The following is a 19,621-nucleotide window of genomic DNA, read 5'->3' on the forward strand; positions in this document are numbered from 1 at the left end:
GACGGGTGGGCCGTACGGGACAATGGGCTCATGCCCTCCGCACTTCCCGACGGCGAACCGGTGCCGTCCGACGGTTCCCTGCCCGCGCACGCCCTGGACGGGCTGGGTTCGCGGCCGTTCGGCTTCTACCTGCACGTGCCGTACTGCGCCAGCCGCTGCGGCTACTGCGACTTCAACACCTACACCGCCACCGAGCTGCGCTCCTCCGGGGCGGTCGCCTCGCAGGAGACGTACGCGGACAACGTGGTCGCCGAGATCCGCCTCGCCCGCGAGGTGCTGGGGGACGCCGACCTCCCGGTGCGGACCGTCTTCCTCGGTGGCGGCACTCCGACCCTGCTGCCCGCCCGCGACCTGGTGAAGATGCTGGCCGCGATCCGCGAGGAGTTCGGGCTCGCCGAGGACGCCGAGGTCACCACCGAGGCCAACCCGGAGTCGGTCGACCCGGCGTACCTGGCCGAACTGCGCGAGGGCGGCTACAACCGGCTCTCCTTCGGCATGCAGAGCGCCCGCCCGCACGTCCTGAAGCTGCTGGACCGCCACCACACCCCGGGCCGCCCCGAGGCCTGCGTGGCCGAGGCCCGCGCGGCCGGCTTCGAGCACGTCAACCTCGACCTCATCTACGGCACCCCGGGCGAGTCCGACGACGACTGGCGGGCCTCCCTGGACGCCGCCATCGGCGCCGGGCCCGACCACGTCTCCGCGTACTCGCTGATCGTCGAGGAGGGCACCCGGCTCGCCGCCCGGGTCAAGCGCGGCGAACTGCCGATGATCGACGACGACGTGCACGCCGACCGCTACCTGATCGCCGAGGAGGCCCTCGCCGCCGCCGGCTACTCCTGGTACGAGGTCTCCAACTGGGCCACCACCCCCGAGGGCCGCTGCCGCCACAACGAGCTCTACTGGACCGGCGCCGACTGGTGGGGCGCGGGCCCCGGCGCCCACAGCCACGTCGGCGGCGTCCGCTGGTGGAACGCCAAGCACCCCGCCGCCTACGCCCGGGCCCTCGCCGAACACCGCACCCCGGCCCTGGCCCGCGAGGTGCTGGAGGACGAGGACCGCCGCGTCGAGCGCGTCCTCCTGGAGCTGCGCCTGGTCGACGGCATCCCGCTCGACCTGCTGACGGACACCGGCCGCGAGGCGGCGGACCGGCACCTCGCCGACGGCCTCCTCGCCGCCGGGTCCTACGCGCGGGGCCGCGCCGCGCTCACCCTCCGGGGTCGGCTGCTCGCGGACGCCGTCGTGCGCGACCTGGTGGACTGAGCGCCGGCACCCCGCCGGACCTGCCGGGCAGCACGCTCGGGACCTCGGAGTTCCGGGCCTACTCCTGGCCCGGCAGGGCCGTGAAGTCGATCAACTCCTCCACCCGGCCCAGCAGCTCGGGCTCCAGGTCCTTGTAGCTGTCGACCTTCGACAGGATGTGCTTCCAGGCCGCCGGGGTGTCCACCGGCCAGCCCAGGCGCCGGCAGGTGCCCTCCTTCCAGTCCTCGCCCCTCGGGACGGCGGGCCAGTCGGGGATGCCCACGGACGCGGGCTTCACGGCCTGCCAGATGTCGATGTAGGGGTGGCCGACCACCAGCACCGAGTCGCCGGTGACCTGGGCGGCGATGCGGTGCTCCTTCGTCCCCGGGAGCAGGTGGTCGACCAGGACGCCGAGGCGGCGCCCGGGGCCGGGGGCGAAGTCGGCGACGATCGCGGGCAGGTCGTCGATGCCGCGCAGGTACTCGACGACGACGCCCTCGATCCGCAGGTCGTCGCCCCAGACCCGCTCGACCAGCTCCGCGTCGTGCCGGCCCTCGACGTAGATGCGGGACTCCCGGGCGACCCGGGCGCGGGCGTTCGGGACGGCGACGGAGCCGGAGGCGGTGCGGCCGGGCGTGCGGGGGGCGGACGGCGCCGCGGGCCGGACCAGGGTGACCACCCGGCCCTCCAACAGGAAGCCGCGCGGCACCAGCGGGAACACCCGGTGCTTGCCGAACCGGTCCTCCAGGGTGACGGTGAACCCCTCGGCGGTCTTCTCGCAGCGCACCACCGCCCCGCAGTAGCCGGTCGCCGCCTCCTCGACCACCAGGTCCCGCTCGGCGGGCACCTCCGGGGCGGGGGCCTGGTTCTTCCACGGCGGGGTCAGGTCGGGTCCGTACTGGCGGCTGCGCATACGGGTGATCATAGGGACGGCGGACGGGCCGTCAGAGGCCCGGCGCGCCCCAGACCGGGAACCAGCGGCTCAGGTCCTTCTCCAGCCGCAGGTCGTTCCCCAGCATCGCGTTGACCTGGAGCTCCAGCGGGCTGTTGCGCTTCTCGCTGCCGCCGGGCATCGGGGCGAACGGGTAGAACGTACCTCGCTTGTAGAGGTAGACCAGCGCCAGGGACTGCCCCTGCGGGTTGCGGAAGGCCACCAGCGAGCAGAGCAGCTGCGGCCCGAAGCCGTTCGCCTCCAGCTCGCTGTTGACCGCGTGCAGGTCGTTGACCAGCTCCGGCAGTTCCCCGGGCCGGTGCCGGGCGAGCAGCCAGGAGTAGCCGTAGTCGTCCTTGGAGGCCTCCACCGGGACGCCGCCGCGCTCGGTGTCGGCGTCCAGCAGCGCCCGGACCTGCTGCTCGACCTGCACGAAGGCCGCGCCCTCGACGGCCGCGAAGCAGACCGAGCCGAGCCCGGTGGGGGTGAAGCCGGCCCCGGCCTCCAGGGTCAGCGCGGCGGACGGCACGCCGAACAGCTGGTCGAGGTCGGGCTTGACGGGCTTGGTGCGGCCGAAGAGGGCGTCCAGGATTCCCACGGCGGTCCTTTCGCGTCAGGGGCTCAGCGGCCGAGCTGCTCGGAGATCCTCGCCAGCTGCGCCAGCCGCTTCTCCAGGCTCGGATGGGTGGAGAACAGCTGGGTGGCGGCCTCCCGGGCGCTCAGCGCGGGGGCGAAGTAGAAGGCGTTGTACGGCTGCGCCTGGCGCAGGTCCTTGCTGGGGATGGCCGCGATCTGCCCGGTCACCTTGGTGAGCGCCGAGGCCAGGGCGCTGGGCCGGCCGGTGAGCTGGGCGGCGGCCCGGTCGGCGGCCAGCTCGCGGTAGCGGGAGAGCAGCCGGGTGAGCAGGAAGCTGATCGCGTAGACGACCATCGACACCAGCGGGATGATCAGCGCCACGATGGCGGCGTTCTGGTCGTTGTTGTTGCGCCCGCCGCCCATGAACCCGCCGTACACGGCGATCCGGGTCATCGCCCCGGCGAGGACGCCGAGGAAGCCGGCGATCGTCATCACCGCGACGTCCCGGTGGGCGACGTGCGACAGCTCGTGCGCGAGGACGCCCTCCAGCTCCTCCGGCTCCAGCCGGCGCAGCAGCCCGGTGGTCACGCAGATCACCGCGTTCTGCGGGTTGCGGCCGGTGGCGAAGGCGTTCGGCATGTCGTTGTCGGCGACCGCCACCCGGGGCTTGGGCATGTCGGCCAGCGCGCAGAGCCGGTCGACGGTGCCGTGCAGCTGGGGGAACTGTTCCGGGGACACCTGGTGGGCGCCCATCGCCCGCTCGGTGATCTTGTCGCTGAACCAGAACTGGGCCACGAACAGCCCGCCGGAGATCAGCACGATCAGTGGCCAGGCGCCGCGCAGGAGCGCGATCAGCAGGCCGGTGAAACCGACGTACAGCAACCCGATCACGAACATCGTCGCGACCATGCGGCCGGTCAGGCCGCGATCGGGCGCGAAACGGGTGTGCTGGCCCGAGCTCGACATCGCTTGCTCCTCCGTTCGCCGTCGCTTTCGATGCTGCCACCCGGACGGCCTCCCGGCACCACCCCGGTGCCGGGAGGATCGAACCGGCGGTGCCCGACGGGCCGTGTCCCGAACTGCGGGGAGGATCACCCCGCTCGGGCCGTTCCTGCCGTAGGACCCGGGCCTTACACTGGCAGGTACGGTTCTGGCACTCGTACGTTCAGAGTGCCAAGGCCGAGGGTCTCCCGGAAGGCCCGCGGCAGCAAGGGACACAGTCGGACGACGTGCGAAGACGGAGGTGCGCGCCCCATGGCCGGTGAGGTCCGCCAGCTGGACGAACGCAAGCTCGCCGTCCTGCGCGCGATCGTGCAGGACTACGTGGGCACCGAGGAGCCGGTCGGCTCCAAGGCCCTGGTGGAACGGCACAACCTCGGGGTCTCCCCGGCGACCGTCCGCAACGACATGGCGGCGCTGGAGGAGGAGGGCTACATCCATCAGCCCCACACCAGCGCCGGCCGCATCCCGACCGACAAGGGGTACCGCCTCTTCGTCGACAAGCTCGCCGAGATCAAGCCGATGAGCGCCCCCGAGCGCCGGGCCATCCGGCACTTCCTGGACGGCGCGGTCGACCTGGACGACGTGGTCGCCCGCACCGTGCGGCTGCTCGCCCAGCTGACCCGGCAGGTCGCGGTGGTGCAGTACCCCTCGCTGTCGCGCTCCACCGTGCGGCACATCGAGCTGGTGGCACTGGCCCCGGCCAAGGTGATGCTGGTGCTGATCACCAACACCGGCCGGGTCGAGCAGCGGATGGTCGACTGCCCGGGCACGGTCGGCGAGACGGTGCTGGCGGACCTGCGGGCCCGGATCAACGCGAGAGCCGCCGGCCGGCGCCTCCCGGAGGTCCCGGGGCTGCTGGAGGAGCTGCCGGCGCTGTTCGAGCAGGCCGACCGGCCGACCGTCAGCACGGTCCTGGCGACCCTGTTCGAGACGCTCGCCGAGCAGAACGAGGAACGGATCATGCTGGCCGGCACGGCCAACCTGACCCGTTTCGGGCACGACTTCCCGCTCACCATCCAGCCGGTGCTGGAGGCCCTGGAGGAGCAGGTCGTCCTGCTCCGCCTCCTGGGTGAGACCGCGGACGCGGCGATGACGGTCCGGATCGGGCGGGAGAACGCCTACGAAGGGCTGAATTCCACCTCGATCGTCTCGGTCGGCTACGGTTCGGGCGACGAGAGCGTGGCGAAACTGGGTGTGATCGGTCCGACCCGGATGGACTACCCGGGCACAATGGGGGCGGTGCGAGCGGTGGCGCGGTACGTGGGCCAGATCCTGGCCGAGTCCTAGCAAAGGTCGCCGTCGGAAAATCCGACGGTGGCGTCCAGTCGCAGCACTACTACAGGCGGAACAAGCGGAGCATTTGGTGGCCACGGACTACTACGCGGTACTCGGCGTCCGACGGGATGCGGGGCAGGACGAGATCAAGAAGGCGTTCCGGCGCCTGGCACGCGAACTGCACCCGGACGTCAACCCGGACCCGAAGACGCAGGAGCGGTTCAAGGAGATCAACGCCGCCTACGAGGTGCTCTCCGACCCGCAGAAGCGTCAGGTCTACGACCTCGGCGGGGACCCGCTGTCCCCGGGCGGCGGCGCGGGCGGCTTCGGCGCCGGCGCGGCGGGCTTCGGCTTCTCCGACATCATGGACGCCTTCTTCGGCGCCGCGGCCGGCCAGCGCGGCCCGCGCTCGCGCACCCGCCGCGGCCAGGACGCCATGATCCGGCTGGAGATCACCCTGGAGGAGGCCGCCTTCGGCACCACCAAGGAACTCCAGGTCGACACCGCCGTCACCTGCACCACCTGCAGCGGCGAGGGCGCGGCCCCCGGCACCTCGGCGCAGACCTGTGACATGTGCCGCGGCAAGGGCGAGGTCTCCCAGGTCACCCGGTCCTTCCTGGGCCAGGTCATGACCTCCCGCCCGTGCCCGCAGTGCCAGGGCTTCGGCACCGTCGTGCCGACCCCGTGCCCGGAGTGCGCCGGCGACGGCCGGGTGCGCGCCCGCCGCACCCTGACGGTCAAGATCCCGGCCGGTGTCGACAACGGCACCAGGATCCAGCTGGCCGGCGAGGGCGAGGTCGGCCCCGGCGGCGGCCCGGCCGGCGACCTGTACGTCGAGATCGCCGAGACCACCCACAACATCTTCCAGCGGCGAGGGGACGACCTGCACTGCACCGTCACCATCCCGATGACGGCGGCCTCGCTCGGCACCCAGGTGCCGCTGCAGACCCTGGACGGCCTGGAGGAGGTCGACATCCGGCCCGGCACCCAGTCCGGCCAGTCGATCCCGCTGCACGGCCGGGGCATCACCCACCTGCGCGGCGGCGGCCGGGGTGACCTGATAGTGCACGTCGAGGTGAAGACGCCCAGCAAGCTCGACGCCGAGCAGGAGGAGCTGCTGCGCCGCCTCGCGGTGCTGCGCGGCGAGGAGCGGCCGTCCGGCCAGTTCGCGCCGGGCCAGCAGGGCCTGTTCTCCCGGCTGAAGGACGCCTTCAACGGCCGGTAGTCGTCCGCGGAGGGGTGCCGGGGGAAGGTCCCCGGCACCCCTTCGGTGTTCCCGTCCCACTCCCGGAGGTTCCCCCGTCATGACCGCGCCCGTCTTCTTCGTCGAGACCGAGCGGATCGCCACCGCCGCGCCCGGGGCCGTGGTGCGCCTGGACGGCCCGGAGGGGCGGCACGCGGCCGCGGTCAAGCGGCTGGCGCCGGGCGAGGCGGTGACCCTGGCCGACGGGCTCGGGCTCGGGGTGGACGGCACGGTCGCCGAGGTGCTCGGCAAGGACGGGATCGACGTGACGGTCGCCGCCGTGCGCCGGGAGCCGGAGCCCGTGCCGCGGATCGTGGTCGTCCAGGCGCTGCCCAAGGGCGACCGCGGCGAGCTGGCCGTGGAGACGATGACCGAGGTCGGCGTGGACGTGGTGATCCCGTGGTCCGCCTCGCGCTGCATCACCCAGTGGAAGGGCGACCGCGGCGCCAAGGCGCTCGCCAAGTGGCGGGCCACCGCCCGGGAGGCGGGCAAGCAGTCCCGCCGGCTGCGCTTCCCCGTGGTCCGGGACGTGATGACCACCCGGCAGCTGACGCCGGTGCTGAGGGATGCCGGGTTCGCCGCCGTGCTGCACGAGGAGGGCGCCGAGCCGCTGGCGCACGCCGGGCTGCCGCAGGGCGGGGACATCGTGCTGGTGGTCGGCCCGGAGGGCGGGGTCTCCCCGGAGGAGCTGGCCGCCTTCGCCGAGGCGGGCGCGAAGCCGTACCGGCTGGGCCCCTCGGTGCTGCGCACCTCCACCGCCGGGGTGGCCGCCGGAGCGCTGCTGCTCGGGCGCACCGGCCGCTGGTCGTGACGGCCTCCCGGACGGCTCGCGCAGCGGCGTCCCGGGCGGGCTCCCGGGCGCTTCCCGGGAGCCCGTAACAGCCCCGCGCGGGCGGCGCCGGGAGTCCGGGAAAACCGGCGCGGATCGTACGCGCACCTGCTTAGGCTGGCCGGGTGACGGACTCCCTGAGCACCTCCTCGAACAGCTCGGCGGGCGCCTACCCGCGCCATCCCCACCTGCACGGCGACCTGGTCGCCTTCGTCGCCGAGGACGACCTCTGGATCGCCCCGCTGGACGGCGGCCGGGCCTGGCGGCTGACGGCGGACCACCTGCCGGTCCACCACCCGAGGTTCTCCCCGGACGGGCGGCACCTCGCCTTCACCTCCACCCGGGACGGCGCCCCCGAGGTGCACGTGGTCCCGGTGGACGGCGGCCCCTCGCGCCGGCTCACCCACTGGGGCAGCCACCGGACCAGGGTGCTCGGCTGGAGCGCCGACGGCCGCCCGATCGCCGCCACCGCCGCCGGCGAGGCCAGTTCCCGCCGCACCTGGGCGCACGCCGTGCCGCTGGACGGCGGCGAGCCGCAGCGGCTGCCGTACGGGCCGGTCGCCGGTCTCGCCTTCGAGCCGGGCGGCGACAGGGTGCTGCTGAGCAGCGTCAACGGCCGCGATCCGGCCTGGTGGAAGCGGTACCGGGGCGGGCGGGCCGGCAAGCTGTGGCTGGGCCGGGACGAGTTCGTGCGCGTCCACGCGGAGCTGGACGGGCAGCTGGACTCGCCGCTCTGGGTGGCCGGGGAGGGCGGGGGCCGGATCGCCTTCCTGTCCGACCACGAGGGCGTCGGCGAGCTGTGGTCCAGCAGCCCGGACGGCACCGACCTGCGCCGCCACACCGGCGACCCGGACGGCTTCTACGCCCGGGGCGCCACCACCGACGGCACCCGGGTGGTCTTCCACCGGGCCGGCGACCTCTGGCTGCTGGACGACCTGGACGGCGCCGAGCCGCGCCGGCTGGACGTCCGCCTCGCCGGTCCGCGGGCCGGGCGCCGCCCCCGCCCGGTGCCCGCCGCGCACTGGCTGGACTCCGTCGCCCCCGACCGCACCGGCCGGGGCAGCGCCGTGGTGGTGCGCGGCAGCGTGCACTGGCTGACCCACCGGGAGGGCCCGGCCCGGGTGCTGGACGAGACCCCGGGGGTGCGCGGGCGGCTGGTGCGGGTGGTGCCGGGCGAGGACGGCGCCCAGGGGGTCCTGTGGGTGTCCGACGCCGAGGGCGAGGACGCCCTGGAGTTCGCCCCCGACCTGCACGGCGCCGAGCGCCGCCGGCTGGCCGCGGGGCAGCTCGGGCGGGTCAACTCGCTGGTGGTCTCCCCGGACGGCAAGCAGGCCGCGCTCGGCGTGCACGACGGCCGGGTGCTGCTGGTCTCGCTGGCCGACGGCGCCGTGCACGAGCTGGACCGCTGCGCCGACGGCGAGGCCGGCGCGCCGGCCTTCAGCCCGGACTCGGCCTGGCTGGCCTGGTCCCGCCCGGTGCCCGGGATGGGCCCCTACTCGCTGCGCCAGATCGTGCTGGCCGACCTGGCCACCCGGACCATCGGCGAGGTCACCCAGCCGCGCTTCGTGGACACCTCGCCCGCCTTCACCGCGGACGGGCGCTACCTGGCCTTCCTGTCGGTGCGCAACTTCGACCCGGTCTACGACGCGCACGTCTTCGACCTGTCCTTCCCGAACGGCTGCCGCCCCTACCTGGTCACCCTGGCCGCCGACACGCCCTCCCCGTTCGGGCCGCAGCGGGCCGGGCGCCCGCTCGGCGGCGAGGAGGACGAACCGAAGGCCCGGAAGGCGGACGGCGAGGAGGCGGCGGCCGACGCCGCGCCGGCGACCAGGGTGGACCTGGACGGCATCGCCGACCGGATCGTCCCCTTCCCGGTCGAGGGCGGCCGCTTCGAGGAGCTGGCCGCCGCCAAGGACGGCGTGCTGTGGACCAGGGCCCCGCTGATGGGCGAACTCGGCGACGAGGCCGCCTCCTTGGACGACGACCGGCCCCGACCGGTGCTGGAGCGCTTCGACCTGCGCAAGCGCCGGGTCGAGCAGCTGGTGCACGGCCTGGACGACTTCGCGGTCAGCGCGGACGGCACCCGGGTGGCCGTGCTGGACGAGGGCGAGCTGCGGGTCGTCCCGGCCGACCACAAGGGCGGCGACGACGAGGAGACCACCGTCGACCTCGCCCGGCTGCGGGTGACCGTCGACCCGGCCGCCGAGTGGCGGCAGATGTACGCCGAGACCGGCCGGCTGATGCGGGACAACTTCTGGCGCCCCGACCTCTCCGGCGTCGACTGGGACGGGGTGCTGGAGCGCTACCGGCCGCTGGTCGAGCGGGTCGGCTCGCACGACGAACTCGTCGACCTGCTCTGGGAGGTGCACGGCGAACTCGGCACCTCGCACGCCTACGTGCTGCCCTACGGCCGGTACACCGAGCCCGCCCGGCGCCAGGGCCTGCTCGGCGCCGACCTGGTCCGGGACGGCGACCGGTGGCGGATCGCCCGGATCCTGCCCGGGGAGTCCTCCGACCCCAGGGCCCGCTCGCCGCTGGCCGCACCCGGCGCGGCGGTCCGCCCGGGCGACGCGGTGCTGGCCGTCAACGGCCGCCCGGTGGACCCGGTCACCGGCCCGGCCCCGCTGCTGGCCGGCACGGCGGGCCAGCCGGTCGAGCTGACGGTGGTCGGGAAGGACGGCACCGATCCGCGCCACCCGGTGGTCGTCCCGCTCGCCGACGAGGAGGCGCTGCGCTACCACGACTGGGTGGCCGGGCGGCGCGCCGCGGTGCGCGAGCTGTCCGGCGGGCGGCTGGGCTACCTGCACCTGCCCGACATGCAGACGGTCGGCTGGGCCCAGCTGCACCGCGACCTGAGCAGCGAGATGGCCAGGGAGGGCCTGGTCGTCGACGTCCGGGGGAACCGGGGAGGCCACACCTCGCAGCTGGTGATCGAGAAGCTGGCCCGCCGGATCATCGGCTGGGACGTCATCCGGGACACCGACCACCCGGTGCCCTACCCGGCGGACGCCCCGCGCGGTCCGGTGGTCGCGCTCGCCGACGAGTTCACCGGCTCGGACGGCGACGTGGTCAACGCCGCCGTCCAGGCGCTCGGGATCGGCCCGGTGGTCGGCACCCGCACCTGGGGCGGGGTGATCGGCATCGACAGCCGCTACCGGCTGGTCGACGGCACCCTGGTCACCCAGCCCAAGTACGCGTTCTGGATCGAGAACTACGGCTGGGGCCTGGAGAACCACGGCGTCGACCCGGACGTCGAGGTGCCGTTCGCCCCGCACCACTGGGCGGCCGGCGAGGACCCCCAGCTGTCCGAGGGCGTCCGCCTCGCCCTGGCGCGGCTCGCCGCGACCCCGGCCCGTACGGCGCCGCCGCTGCCCTGGCGGTAGCGGGGCGCGGCCCTTGGGAGCGGGAGGTCGCACGGGCCGACTTCCCGCTCCGGTGCGCGGGGGCGTGGGTAGGATGCGGGGCTGCTTCTTGATCCACAGCTCACGGGGGAACCACATGGCGCAGGGCTACCCGCCGCCGCAGTACGGCCAGAATCCCTACACACCGCAGCCGCAGCCCCATCCGCCGGCGCAGCCGTACCCGCCGCAGGGGTACCAACAGCAGCCGTACCAGCAACAGCCGTACCAGCAACAGCCGTACCAGCAGCAGGGGTACGCACCGCAGGGGTACCAGCAGCAGTCCCACCAGCAGCAGGGCTACGCACCGCCGCAGCCCTACCCGCCGCAGGGGCAGGCCCCGCAGGCGTACGCCCAGCCGTACCCGGACCCCCACCCGTGGCCCGGGCAGCCGCGCCCGGCGCTGCCGCCGTGCCCCAAGGAGGCGGGCGGCGGCCGGCGCTTCCTGGCGATCGTGCTGGACTGGCTGTTCGCGATCGGCCTCGGCTTCGTCGCCGCCAACGCCGCGAGCCGCCCGAAGACCCGGTACGTGGCCGGCCACGCCGTGCAGAGCGGCGGGCCGGTGGTGCCCTACTTCGTGGCGCTGCTGGTCGTCGGCCTCGCCGCGTCCTTCCTCAACCAGGTGGTGCTCGCCCGGCTGACCGGCTTCAGCGTCGGCAAGGGGATCACGGCGATGCGGGTGGTGCGCCGCAAGGGCGTGATGCGGCCCAACACCTGGCGGCTCACCAGGCGCTGGCTGATCGGCTTCGTCATCCTCGCGGTCGCCTTCCTCACCGAGGACTTCGACACGGACGACGGCGACGTCGTCGGCATGCGCGCGGTGCGCTGGAAGCACCTCCAGGAGTACCAGCAGGCCGTCGCCGCGCTCGGCTAGGCTGCGCCCGTACGGCCCCATCACCCGACGTACCGATCCCGAGGAGGGAACCATGGCCGGCGAGCCGCAGCCCGACTGCCTGTTCTGCAAGATCGTGGCGGGCGAGATCCCGGCGACCGTGGTGCGCAAGACCGAGCGCATCCTCGCCTTCCGTGACATCGCTCCCAAGGCGCCCGTGCACGTCCTGGTGATCCCGCACGTGCACTACCCGAACGCGGCCGCGCTGGCCGCCGCCGAGCCGGAGACCGCCGGCGAACTGCTCGCCGAGGCGGGCGCGGTGGCCAGGGACGAGGGCATCGAGGACTACCGGCTGATCTTCAACACCGGCGCGGGCGCCGGGCAGAGCGTCTTCCACGCCCACGTCCACGTGCTCGGCGGCGTGTCGATGACCGAGAGCATGGTCTGACCGCACGTGTCCCAGCGCGAACTCGTCGTCCTCGGCACCGCCAGCCAGGTGCCCACCCGGCACCGCAACCACAACGGCTACCTGCTGCGCTGGGACGGCGAGGGCCTGCTGTTCGACCCCGGCGAGGGCACCCAGCGCCAGATGCTGCACGCCGGGGTCACCGCCACCCAGATCACCCGGATCGCGGTCACCCACTTCCACGGGGACCACTGCCTGGGCCTGGCCGGCGTGATCCAGCGGATCAACCTCGACCGGGTCCCGCACCCGGTGGACGTCTACTTCCCGGCCTCCGGCGAGGTCTACTTCGAGCGGCTGCGGCACTCCACCGCGTACCACGAGACGGCCGTGCTGCGGCCCCGGCCGATCGACGAGCCCGGGCCGCTGCCCGCGCCCGGCGCCCGCTTCGCGCTGGACGCCGTCCGGCTGGACCACCCGGTGGAGTCCTTCGGCTACCGGCTGTCCGAGCCGGACGGCCGCCGGCTGGTGCCGGAGCGGCTCGCCGCGCTCGGCCTGCGCGGCCCGGCGGTCGGCCGGCTCCAGCACGAGGGCGCGATCGAGGTGGACGGCCGGACCGTCACGCTCGGCGAGGTCAGCGAGCCGCGGCCGGGCCAGAAGTTCGCCTTCGTGATGGACACCCGCCTGTGCGAGGGCGTGCACACCCTCGCCGAGGGCGCCGACCTGCTGGTCGTCGAGGCGACCTTCACCGACGCCGACGCGCGCCTCGCCGAGGAGCACGGCCACCTCACCGCGGGGCAGGCCGCCAAGGTCGCCGCCGAGGCCGGGGTGCGCACCCTGGTGCTGACCCACTTCTCCCAGCGCTACCCGGACCTCGGCCAGCACCTGGCCGACGCCCGCAAGCACTTCGACGGGGAACTGGTGCTGGCCGCCGACCTCGACCGGGTGCCCGTCCCGGCCCGCCGCCCCTCGTGAACGGCCCGCGAGGTGCCCGAGCCGCGTCCTTCGGCGGAAAATGCGCTCGCATCGGCCCGCGATCTGCCGCAGCATCGTCGGGTGCGGCCCCGCCGCCCGCCACGACGATCACGCTCGCGGCGTACCCTGGTGCCCCGGAGACACCGAGCGGCACCCGAGACCACGGATGGGATGAGGCAGGCCCAGCGCCGACCCATGAGTGACACATCGCAGACCCGTACCAACGGACAGTCGCGCCCCGAACCGGCCGACGACGGCCGTGTCAGCGCCCGGATCGTCATCCCCGAGAAGCACCCGATGGTCACCCTGCTCGGCACCGCGGACTCGCTGCTGCGCGTGATCGAGCAGGGCTTCCCCGCCGCCGACATCCACGTCCGCGGCAACGAGGTGACCGCCACCGGAGCCCGGGCCGAGGTCGCCCTCGTGCAGCGGCTCTTCAACGAGATGATGCTGGTGCTGCGCACCGGCCAGCCCCTGACGGAGGACTCCGTGGAGCGCTCCATCGCCATGCTCCGCAGCCAGGAGCAGGACCCGGACAGCCCGGCGCCGTCCCAGGTGTTCACCGCGAACATCCTGTCCAACCGGGGCCGCACGATCCGCCCGAAGACCCTCAACCAGCAGCGCTACGTCGAGGCGATCGACCGGCACACGATCGTCTTCGGCCTCGGCCCGGCGGGCACCGGAAAGACCTACCTGGCGATGGCCAAGGCCGTCCAGGCCCTCCAGGCCAAGGAGGTCAACCGGATCATCCTGACCCGCCCGGCGGTCGAGGCGGGGGAGCGGCTGGGCTTCCTGCCCGGCACCCTCTACGAGAAGATCGACCCGTACCTGCGCCCGCTGTACGACGCGCTGCACGACATGATGGATCCGGACTCCATCCCGCGCCTGATGGCGGCCGGCACCATCGAGGTCGCCCCGCTCGCGTACATGCGCGGCCGCACCCTCAACGACGCCTTCATCATCCTCGACGAGGCCCAGAACACCTCGCCCGAGCAGATGAAGATGTTCCTCACCCGCCTCGGGTTCAACTCCCGGGTGGTGGTCACCGGCGACACCAGCCAGATCGACCTCCCGGGCGGCACCCGCAGCGGACTCAAGGTCGTCCAGGAGATCCTGGCCGACGTGCCCGACATCCACTTCTCCGTCCTCACCAGCACCGACGTGGTCCGCCACAAGCTGGTCGGCCGGATCGTGGACGCCTACGAGCGCTGGGACGCCCGGCAGGAGGCCGAGGACGGTTCCCCGGCTCCCCGCAAGCCCGCCCAGCGGCGCCCCGGCAAGACCGTCGCGCCCCGCGCTCCCCGACAGTCCCATCGCACCGAAAGCTGAGCACACAGCCCGTCATGTCGATCGACATCGCCAATGAGTCCGGTTGGGACGCCGACGAGGAAGCCATCCTCGACGTCGCCCGCTTCGCACTGGACAAGATGCGGATCCACCCGCAGTCCGAACTGTCCGTGATCCTGGTGGACGGTGCGGCGATGGAGGAGCTGCACATCCAGTGGATGGACCTGCCCGGGCCCACCGACGTGATGTCCTTCCCGATGGACGAGCTGCGTCCCGGCAAGGAGGGCGAGGAGCTGCCGCAGGGCCTGCTCGGCGACATCGTGCTCTGCCCCGAGGTCGCCGAGCAGCAGGGCCAGGCGGCCCCCTCCAAGCACTCGATGGACGAGGAGCTGCAGCTGCTCACCGTGCACGGAGTGCTGCACGTCCTCGGCTACGACCACGAGGAGCCGGAGGAGGAGGAGGAGATGTTCGCCCTCCAGAAGCGCATCCTGGACGACTGGCGGGCGGGCCGCGGCCTCGGCGGCATCTCCCCGGCACCCACCACCCACTGAGCGCGGAGCCCGAACCCCTGTGAGTGGTGAGAGTACGAGCTTCATCCTCGGTGCCGTGCTGCTCGTCGTGCTCGGCTGGCTGGCCGCGTGCGCCGAGGCGGGCATCTCCCGGGTCTCCCGGTTCCGGGCGGAGGAGGCGGTGCGCAGCGGCCGGCGCGGTTCCGCGCGGTTGCTGACCGTCGCCTCCGACCCGATCCGCTACCTCAACCTGGCCACCCTGATCCGGGTGGCCAGCGAGATGGCGGCGGCCGTCCTGGTCACCGTGGTGTGCGTGCGCAACGTCAGTCCGACCTGGCAGGCCGTACTGCTGGCGTTCGGGGTGATGGTGCTGGTGTCCTTCGTCGCGATGGGCGTCTCGCCGCGCACGATCGGGCGCCAGCACCCGCTGACCACCGCGACCGCGGCCTCCTTCGTGCTGCTGCCGCTGGCCGCGGTGCTGGGGCCGATCCCGCGGCTGCTGATCCTGCTCGGCAACGCGCTGACCCCGGGCAAGGGCTACCGGGAGGGCCCGTTCGCCTCGGAGGCGGAGCTGCGGGCCCTGGTGGACCTCGCCGAGAAGGACGACGTGATCGAGGACGAGGAGCGCCGGATGGTGCACTCGGTCTTCGAGCTGGGCGACACCATCGTGCGCGAGGTGATGGTGCCGCGCACCGACCTGGTGATGATCGAGCGGCACAAGACCGTCCGGCAGGCGCTCACCCTGGCGCTGCGCTCGGGCTTCTCGCGCATCCCGGTGGTCGGTGACAGCGAGGACGACGTGGTCGGCATCGTCTACCTCAAGGACCTGGTGCGGCGCACCCACATCAACCGGGAGGCGGAGTCCGAGGAGGTCGGCGCGGTGATGCGCCCGGCCGTCTTCGTCCCGGACTCCAAGCCGGCCGGCGACCTGCTGCGCGAGATGCAGCAGCGCCGTTCGCACGTGGCGATCGTGATCGACGAGTACGGCGGCACGGCCGGCCTGGTCACCATCGAGGACATCCTGGAGGAGATCGTCGGCGAGATCACCGACGAGTACGACCGGGAGATCGCCCCGGTGGAGGACCTCGGCGACGGCTCGTACCGGATCACCGCCCGGCTGCTGGTGGAGGACCTGGGCGAGCTGTTCGGCATCGAGCTGGAGGACGAGGACGTCGAGACCGTCGGCGGCCTGCTGGCCAAGCACCTGGGCCGGGTGCCGATCCCCGGTTCCTCCTGCGAGATCCCGCTGCCCGAGCCGGTCGACGGCGGTCTGAGCGGCATCCTGCTGACCGCCGAGTCCTCGGCCGGCCGCCGCAACCGGATCGGCTCCATGGTCGCCGCCCCCGTCCGCCGCACCGAGGACGCCGGGGCCCGGGCGGGCGAGTAGCGGGTGGGCGGTCGCCGCGCGACCATGGAGGGCATGACGCACAAACTTCGCGCGGAGTACGGCCCGCAGGGGGCGGCCGGCGGAGTCAAGTCCTGGCACGTGGTGCGGGACGAGGACCTGTCGGTGGCGCTCTGCGGCCGGACGATGCCTGACGACGCCGAGACGCGGCCCGAGGAGGAATGGGGCACCGGGCTGCGCTGCTGCCAGCAGTGCGGCTCGCTCTACATGCACGAGGTGCCGCACATGCAGGGGAGCCATCCCTACAGCTAGCCGAACGGCTTGGACCATGGCCGGGCTCTGGAGGTCGCCATGAAGCTGCAAGACGAACTACCCGTCGATCACAAGCTCGTCACGGTGTGGCGGATCGGGGCGGGGCTCGGGGGGATCTTCCTGATCGTGTTCGGCAGCCTGGGGCTGGCCGACCACCCGGGCTTCCTGGCCACGGAAGGCGACCGGATCGTGGGGCTGTCGACCAACGGCGCGCTGGCCACGCTGTCCATCGTGGTGGGCGCGATCCTGGTGATCGGGGCGGTGATCGGCGGGAACTTCGCGGCCAACCTGAACCTGGTGGTGGGCCTGCTGTTCGTCCTGTCCGGTTTCTACGGTCTGACGGTGCTCGGGCGGCCGGACGCCAACATCCTCAACTTCCGGATGTCGAACGTGCTGTTCGCGTTCATCTTCGGGATCGTCCTGACGACCTTCGGGATGTACGGACGGGTGAGCAGCCACCTGCCGCACGACAACCCGTACTGGCGCAAGCGCGCCGAGGAGGAGCAGCCGCTGCCGGCCGGTCCGAAGACCTTCGTCAAGGTCATGAACCCGAACCCGGGCCGGACCCACCCGGTCGGCCACTGAGCGGCGCCGGGTGCCTATGCTCGGCGGCATGAGTGACATCGTCGAGCTCGATCCCGAAGACAAGAAGATCATCACCCTGGCCCGCTCGGCCCGCGCCCGCAACGGCGTCGCCGAGGGGGCCGCGGTGCGTGACGAGACCGGACGCACCTACGTGGCCGGGACGGTCGCGCTGGAGTCGCTGCGGCTGAGCGCCCTCCGGACCGCGGTGGCGATGGCGGTGGCCAGCGGTGCCAAGTCGCTGGAGGCGGCGGCCGTGGTGAGCGAGGCGGAGCAGCCGGCCGAGGCGGACCTGGCGGCCGTACGGGACCTGGGCGGGGCCGGGACGCCGGTGCTGCTGGCCGGGCCGGACGGGACGCTGCGGGTGTCCGCCGAGGCGCGCTGAGGCCCGTCGGAGCCCGTCGAGGGGCGCGCCGGAGTCCCGTCGAGGGGCCCGGGGCGGGCGGCCGGGGCCCGGGGCGGGGCCTTGGGCGGCCGGGTCGATCGTCATGGTCCCGGCCTGTGCCCGGCAGATAATCTCACCGGGGGAGTGGATGCGGTGAGGGGGCTGGGGCATGGGGGCGGTGGCGTTCTTCGCCGGACTGGTGCTGTTCGTGATGGGGCTGGGCAAGTGGCAGGAGACCGGCTCGGAGGTCTGGCTGTTCGGCTCGCTCGGCTTCCTGCTGGTGCTGGTGGTGGTCTCGCTGATCCCCGCCGACGGCAAGGGTGGGAAGAGCGGCGCGAAGGGCGGCGGGAAGGGCGGCGGAAAGGGCTGAGCGCGGCCCCGAGCACCCCCGGGAGGTGGGCCGGGACGGCGGGGCTCCGGTGATCAGGGAGAATGGAGCCCATGAATGCCCCTTCCTCCTCGTACCGCTCCGGGTTCGCGTGCTTCGTCGGCCGGCCCAACGCGGGCAAGTCGACCCTGACCAACGCCCTGGTGGGGACGAAGGTCGCGATCACCTCCGACCGCCCGCAGACCACCCGGCACACCGTGCGCGGCATCGTGCACCGCCCGGACGCCCAGCTCGTCCTGGTCGACACCCCCGGCCTGCACAAGCCGCGCACCCTGCTCGGCGAACGCCTCAACGACCTGGTCCGGACCACCTGGGCCGAGGTCGACGTGATCGGCTTCTGCCTGCCCGCCGACCAGAAGATCGGCCCCGGCGACAAGTTCATCGCCAAGGAGATCGCCGGGATCAAGAAGACCCCGAAGGTCGCCATCGTCACCAAGACCGACCTGGTCGACTCCAAGCGCCTCGCCGAGCAGCTGATCGCGATCCAGCAGCTCGGTGTCGAGCTGGGCTTCGAGTGGGCCGAGATCATCCCGGTCTCCGCCGTCGGCGACAAGCAGGTGGAACTGGTCGCCGACCTGCTCACCAAGCTGCTGCCGGAGGGCGACCAGCTCTACCCGGAGGGCGACCTCACCGACGAGCCCGAGCAGATCATGGTCGCCGAGCTGATCCGCGAGGCCGCGCTGGAGGGCGTGCGCGACGAACTGCCGCACTCGCTGGCCGTGGTGGTCGAGGAGATGCTGCCGCGCGAGGGCCGCCCGGCGGACCGCCCGCTGCTGGACATCCACGCCAACGTCTACATCGAGCGGCAGAGCCAGAAGGCGATCGTGATCGGCGCCAAGGGCTCGCGGCTCAAGCACGTCGGCACCACCGCCCGCAAGCACATCGAGGCGCTGCTCGGCACGCCGGTCTACCTGGACCTGCACGTCAAGGTCGCCAAGGACTGGCAGCGCGACCCCAAGCAGCTGCGCAAGCTGGGCTTCTGACTCCGGGCTCCCGCCGGGGAGTTCGAGCCGCCGGGAGGCCTGGGGCCCGTTCGGACGTTGTGCGTCCGGGCGGGCCCTCGTCGTGGTCCGGCCGTACGCGACGTCAGAAGGGGCACACCGCGATGAAGTTGCACACCCGGGAGTGGGGCCGCGGGGACCGGCTGGCCGTGCTGGTGCACGGCATCATGTCCGACCACGGCACCTGGCGGCTGATCGGCCCGGCACTGGCCGAGCGGGGCTACCGGGTGCTCGCGGTCGACCTGCGCGGGCACGGGCGCAGCGCGCGCGGCGCCGGCGGGAGCCCGCTGGAGCGCTACCCGCTGGAGGCGTACGCCGCCGACCTGGTGGAGAGCCTGCCGGCCGGCGCCGAGCTCGCAGTCGGCCACTCGCTGGGCGGCATCGCGCTGGCGGGCGCGGTCGAACGGCTGAAGCCGGCCCGCGCGGTGTACGTCGATCCGGCCTGGCGGTTCGCCCAGGCCGGGATGGACCCGCGGGTGATGGCGGAGCTGAGGCACCTCACCCGGGAGCAGGTCGTCGCGCTCAGCCCGACCTGGGAGCCGGCCGACGTGGACGCCGAACTCGCCGCGGCGGCCGCCTGGGACGAGGACTCGGCGTGGGCCATGGCCGACCAGCGCTCGGACCTGCCGGCCCGGCCGGCGGTGCCCTCGCTGGTGGTGCTGGCCGACCGCAGCCTGCTGGTGGACGCGGCCGCCGCCGGGGAGCTGCGCGCCCGGGGCTTCGAGGTGCGCACCGTCCCGGGCACCGGCCACACCGTCCACCGGGACGACCCGGCGGGCTTCCTGGCCGCGCTCGACGGCTGGCTCTGACCCCCGAGCACCCGAGCCGCCCTGGTGCTACGCGCCCTCGCGCAGCACCAGGGAGACCAGCTCGCGCTGCGAGTCGGTGAGCTTCGGGTCGGCGCAGTACACCGACCGGCCGTCGACGGTGATCTCGTAGTGGAAGCCGTCCGGCACCCCGTACGAGGGCGTGCGCAGCCCGCCCGCGACGGCCTCGCGGGCGAGTGCGTGCACGTGCGGGGCGTCCGTGCGGTCGGCGGTGTCGATCTCCGCCTGGCGGACGAGCCCCGCGAAGCCGCCGGTCCGGGTCACCTGGATGCGCATGGTGTC

General features: G+C 73.4%; 21 protein-coding genes. 17 read left to right on the forward strand and 4 right to left on the reverse strand.

What is annotated here, in order from left to right:
• The first annotated feature begins 30 nt into the window (after positions 1-30).
• Positions 31-1,260 (forward strand): radical SAM family heme chaperone HemW, encoded by a 1,230-nt coding sequence (hemW, locus tag ABZ449_RS05090; RefSeq protein WP_360340368.1) that lies wholly within the window; start codon positions 31-33, stop codon positions 1,258-1,260.
• Between the two features lie 58 nt (positions 1,261-1,318).
• Here hemW and ABZ449_RS05095 read toward each other — a convergent pair whose 3' ends face one another.
• Genes ABZ449_RS05095 through htpX form a run of 3 tightly spaced genes read right to left on the reverse strand, consistent with a single transcriptional unit; the run spans position 1,319 to position 3,712 of the window.
• Positions 1,319-2,152, reverse strand: coding sequence for a DUF3097 domain-containing protein (locus ABZ449_RS05095; RefSeq protein WP_360340371.1), 834 nt, complete (start codon positions 2,150-2,152; stop codon positions 1,319-1,321).
• A 31-nt stretch (positions 2,153-2,183) separates the two neighbouring features.
• On the reverse strand, positions 2,184-2,768 hold the full coding sequence (locus ABZ449_RS05100; protein ID WP_360340374.1) for a hypothetical protein: 585 nt from the start codon (positions 2,766-2,768) through the stop codon (positions 2,184-2,186).
• A gap of 23 nt (positions 2,769-2,791) precedes the next feature.
• Complete coding sequence (gene htpX / locus ABZ449_RS05105) at positions 2,792-3,712, reverse strand: zinc metalloprotease HtpX (RefSeq protein ID WP_360340377.1); 921 nt, start codon at positions 3,710-3,712, stop codon at positions 2,792-2,794.
• A gap of 288 nt (positions 3,713-4,000) precedes the next feature.
• Between htpX and hrcA the strand changes: the two genes are divergently transcribed.
• The 16 genes from hrcA (at position 4,001) to ABZ449_RS05185 (ending at position 19,321) form a co-directional block, all read left to right on the forward strand.
• A complete protein-coding gene (gene hrcA, locus ABZ449_RS05110) occupies positions 4,001-5,035 on the forward strand; it encodes a heat-inducible transcriptional repressor HrcA (protein ID WP_360340380.1) in 1,035 nt (344 codons plus the stop codon).
• A 76-nt stretch (positions 5,036-5,111) separates the two neighbouring features.
• Positions 5,112-6,248, forward strand: coding sequence for a molecular chaperone DnaJ (dnaJ, locus tag ABZ449_RS05115; RefSeq protein WP_360340383.1), 1,137 nt, complete (start codon positions 5,112-5,114; stop codon positions 6,246-6,248).
• Between the two features lie 79 nt (positions 6,249-6,327).
• Entirely contained in the window at positions 6,328-7,077 is a 750-nt protein-coding gene (locus ABZ449_RS05120; RefSeq protein ID WP_360340386.1) for a 16S rRNA (uracil(1498)-N(3))-methyltransferase, read from the forward strand.
• 143 nt (positions 7,078-7,220) lie between these two features.
• Positions 7,221-10,478: a PDZ domain-containing protein gene (locus ABZ449_RS05125; RefSeq protein WP_360340389.1), complete on the forward strand. Its 3,258-nt coding sequence runs from the start codon at positions 7,221-7,223 to the stop codon at positions 10,476-10,478.
• Positions 10,479-10,593: 115 nt separating this feature from the next.
• Positions 10,594-11,367 (forward strand): RDD family protein, encoded by a 774-nt coding sequence (locus ABZ449_RS05130; RefSeq protein WP_360340392.1) that lies wholly within the window; start codon positions 10,594-10,596, stop codon positions 11,365-11,367.
• Positions 11,368-11,419: 52 nt separating this feature from the next.
• Positions 11,420-11,773 (forward strand): histidine triad nucleotide-binding protein, encoded by a 354-nt coding sequence (locus tag ABZ449_RS05135; protein ID WP_360340395.1) that lies wholly within the window; start codon positions 11,420-11,422, stop codon positions 11,771-11,773.
• Positions 11,774-11,779: 6 nt separating this feature from the next.
• On the forward strand, positions 11,780-12,703 hold the full coding sequence (locus ABZ449_RS05140) for a ribonuclease Z (protein ID WP_360340398.1): 924 nt from the start codon (positions 11,780-11,782) through the stop codon (positions 12,701-12,703).
• A gap of 297 nt (positions 12,704-13,000) precedes the next feature.
• The gene (locus ABZ449_RS05145; protein WP_360340784.1) at positions 13,001-14,032 is read left to right on the forward strand and encodes a PhoH family protein; all 1,032 of its coding nucleotides are present in this window, start codon (positions 13,001-13,003) and stop codon (positions 14,030-14,032) included.
• A gap of 14 nt (positions 14,033-14,046) precedes the next feature.
• Positions 14,047-14,541 (forward strand): rRNA maturation RNase YbeY, encoded by a 495-nt coding sequence (gene ybeY, locus ABZ449_RS05150; protein WP_360340401.1) that lies wholly within the window; start codon positions 14,047-14,049, stop codon positions 14,539-14,541.
• 19 nt (positions 14,542-14,560) lie between these two features.
• Positions 14,561-15,886 carry a hemolysin family protein gene (locus tag ABZ449_RS05155; RefSeq protein WP_360340404.1) on the forward strand — a complete coding sequence of 442 codons (1,326 nt, stop codon included), beginning with the start codon at positions 14,561-14,563 and terminating at the stop codon, positions 15,884-15,886.
• A gap of 33 nt (positions 15,887-15,919) precedes the next feature.
• A complete protein-coding gene (locus tag ABZ449_RS05160; RefSeq protein ID WP_360340407.1) occupies positions 15,920-16,156 on the forward strand; it encodes a hypothetical protein in 237 nt (78 codons plus the stop codon).
• 39 nt (positions 16,157-16,195) lie between these two features.
• Positions 16,196-16,741, forward strand: a complete 546-nt coding sequence (locus ABZ449_RS05165; protein WP_360340410.1) for a DUF4383 domain-containing protein — start codon at positions 16,196-16,198, stop codon at positions 16,739-16,741.
• Between the two features lie 28 nt (positions 16,742-16,769).
• Complete coding sequence (locus ABZ449_RS05170; RefSeq protein WP_360340413.1) at positions 16,770-17,123, forward strand: cytidine deaminase; 354 nt, start codon at positions 16,770-16,772, stop codon at positions 17,121-17,123.
• Between the two features lie 169 nt (positions 17,124-17,292).
• Complete coding sequence (locus ABZ449_RS05175; protein ID WP_360340416.1) at positions 17,293-17,493, forward strand: hypothetical protein; 201 nt, start codon at positions 17,293-17,295, stop codon at positions 17,491-17,493.
• A gap of 71 nt (positions 17,494-17,564) precedes the next feature.
• Positions 17,565-18,494, forward strand: a complete 930-nt coding sequence (era, locus tag ABZ449_RS05180) for a GTPase Era (protein ID WP_030290771.1) — start codon at positions 17,565-17,567, stop codon at positions 18,492-18,494.
• A 122-nt stretch (positions 18,495-18,616) separates the two neighbouring features.
• The gene (locus ABZ449_RS05185) at positions 18,617-19,321 is read left to right on the forward strand and encodes an alpha/beta hydrolase (RefSeq protein ID WP_360340419.1); all 705 of its coding nucleotides are present in this window, start codon (positions 18,617-18,619) and stop codon (positions 19,319-19,321) included.
• Positions 19,322-19,348: 27 nt separating this feature from the next.
• Here the strand turns inward: ABZ449_RS05185 and ABZ449_RS05190 are convergent, their stop codons facing one another.
• On the reverse strand, positions 19,349-19,615 hold the full coding sequence (locus ABZ449_RS05190; RefSeq protein WP_360340422.1) for a protealysin inhibitor emfourin: 267 nt from the start codon (positions 19,613-19,615) through the stop codon (positions 19,349-19,351).
• Positions 19,616-19,621: the final 6 nt, after the last annotated feature.

It is taken from the genome of Kitasatospora sp. NPDC005856 (genome assembly GCF_040629945.1).
Taxonomy (GTDB): domain Bacteria; phylum Actinomycetota; class Actinomycetes; order Streptomycetales; family Streptomycetaceae; genus Kitasatospora.

Bases quoted from the DNA above. Each gene is read 5' to 3' on its own strand.
- ABZ449_RS05095 (WP_360340371.1), bottom strand. From the start codon at position 2,152: ATGCGCAGCCGCCAGTACGGACCCGACCTGACCCCGCCGTGGAAGAAC.
- ABZ449_RS05175 (WP_360340416.1), top strand. From the start codon at position 17,293: ATGGGGGCGGTGGCGTTCTTCGCCGGACTGGTGCTGTTCGTGATGGGG.
- era (WP_030290771.1), top strand. From the start codon at position 17,565: ATGAATGCCCCTTCCTCCTCGTACCGCTCCGGGTTCGCGTGCTTCGTC.
- hemW (WP_360340368.1), top strand. From the start codon at position 31: ATGCCCTCCGCACTTCCCGACGGCGAACCGGTGCCGTCCGACGGTTCC.
- ABZ449_RS05190 (WP_360340422.1), bottom strand. From the start codon at position 19,615: ATGCGCATCCAGGTGACCCGGACCGGCGGCTTCGCGGGGCTCGTCCGC.
- hrcA (WP_360340380.1), top strand. From the start codon at position 4,001: ATGGCCGGTGAGGTCCGCCAGCTGGACGAACGCAAGCTCGCCGTCCTG.
- ABZ449_RS05145 (WP_360340784.1), top strand. From the start codon at position 13,001: ATGGTCACCCTGCTCGGCACCGCGGACTCGCTGCTGCGCGTGATCGAG.
- ABZ449_RS05170 (WP_360340413.1), top strand. From the start codon at position 16,770: ATGAGTGACATCGTCGAGCTCGATCCCGAAGACAAGAAGATCATCACC.
- ABZ449_RS05165 (WP_360340410.1), top strand. From the start codon at position 16,196: ATGAAGCTGCAAGACGAACTACCCGTCGATCACAAGCTCGTCACGGTG.
- ABZ449_RS05120 (WP_360340386.1), top strand. From the start codon at position 6,328: ATGACCGCGCCCGTCTTCTTCGTCGAGACCGAGCGGATCGCCACCGCC.
- ABZ449_RS05160 (WP_360340407.1), top strand. From the start codon at position 15,920: ATGACGCACAAACTTCGCGCGGAGTACGGCCCGCAGGGGGCGGCCGGC.
- ybeY (WP_360340401.1), top strand. From the start codon at position 14,047: ATGTCGATCGACATCGCCAATGAGTCCGGTTGGGACGCCGACGAGGAA.
- htpX (WP_360340377.1), bottom strand. From the start codon at position 3,712: ATGTCGAGCTCGGGCCAGCACACCCGTTTCGCGCCCGATCGCGGCCTG.
- ABZ449_RS05185 (WP_360340419.1), top strand. From the start codon at position 18,617: ATGAAGTTGCACACCCGGGAGTGGGGCCGCGGGGACCGGCTGGCCGTG.
- ABZ449_RS05130 (WP_360340392.1), top strand. From the start codon at position 10,594: ATGGCGCAGGGCTACCCGCCGCCGCAGTACGGCCAGAATCCCTACACA.
- ABZ449_RS05135 (WP_360340395.1), top strand. From the start codon at position 11,420: ATGGCCGGCGAGCCGCAGCCCGACTGCCTGTTCTGCAAGATCGTGGCG.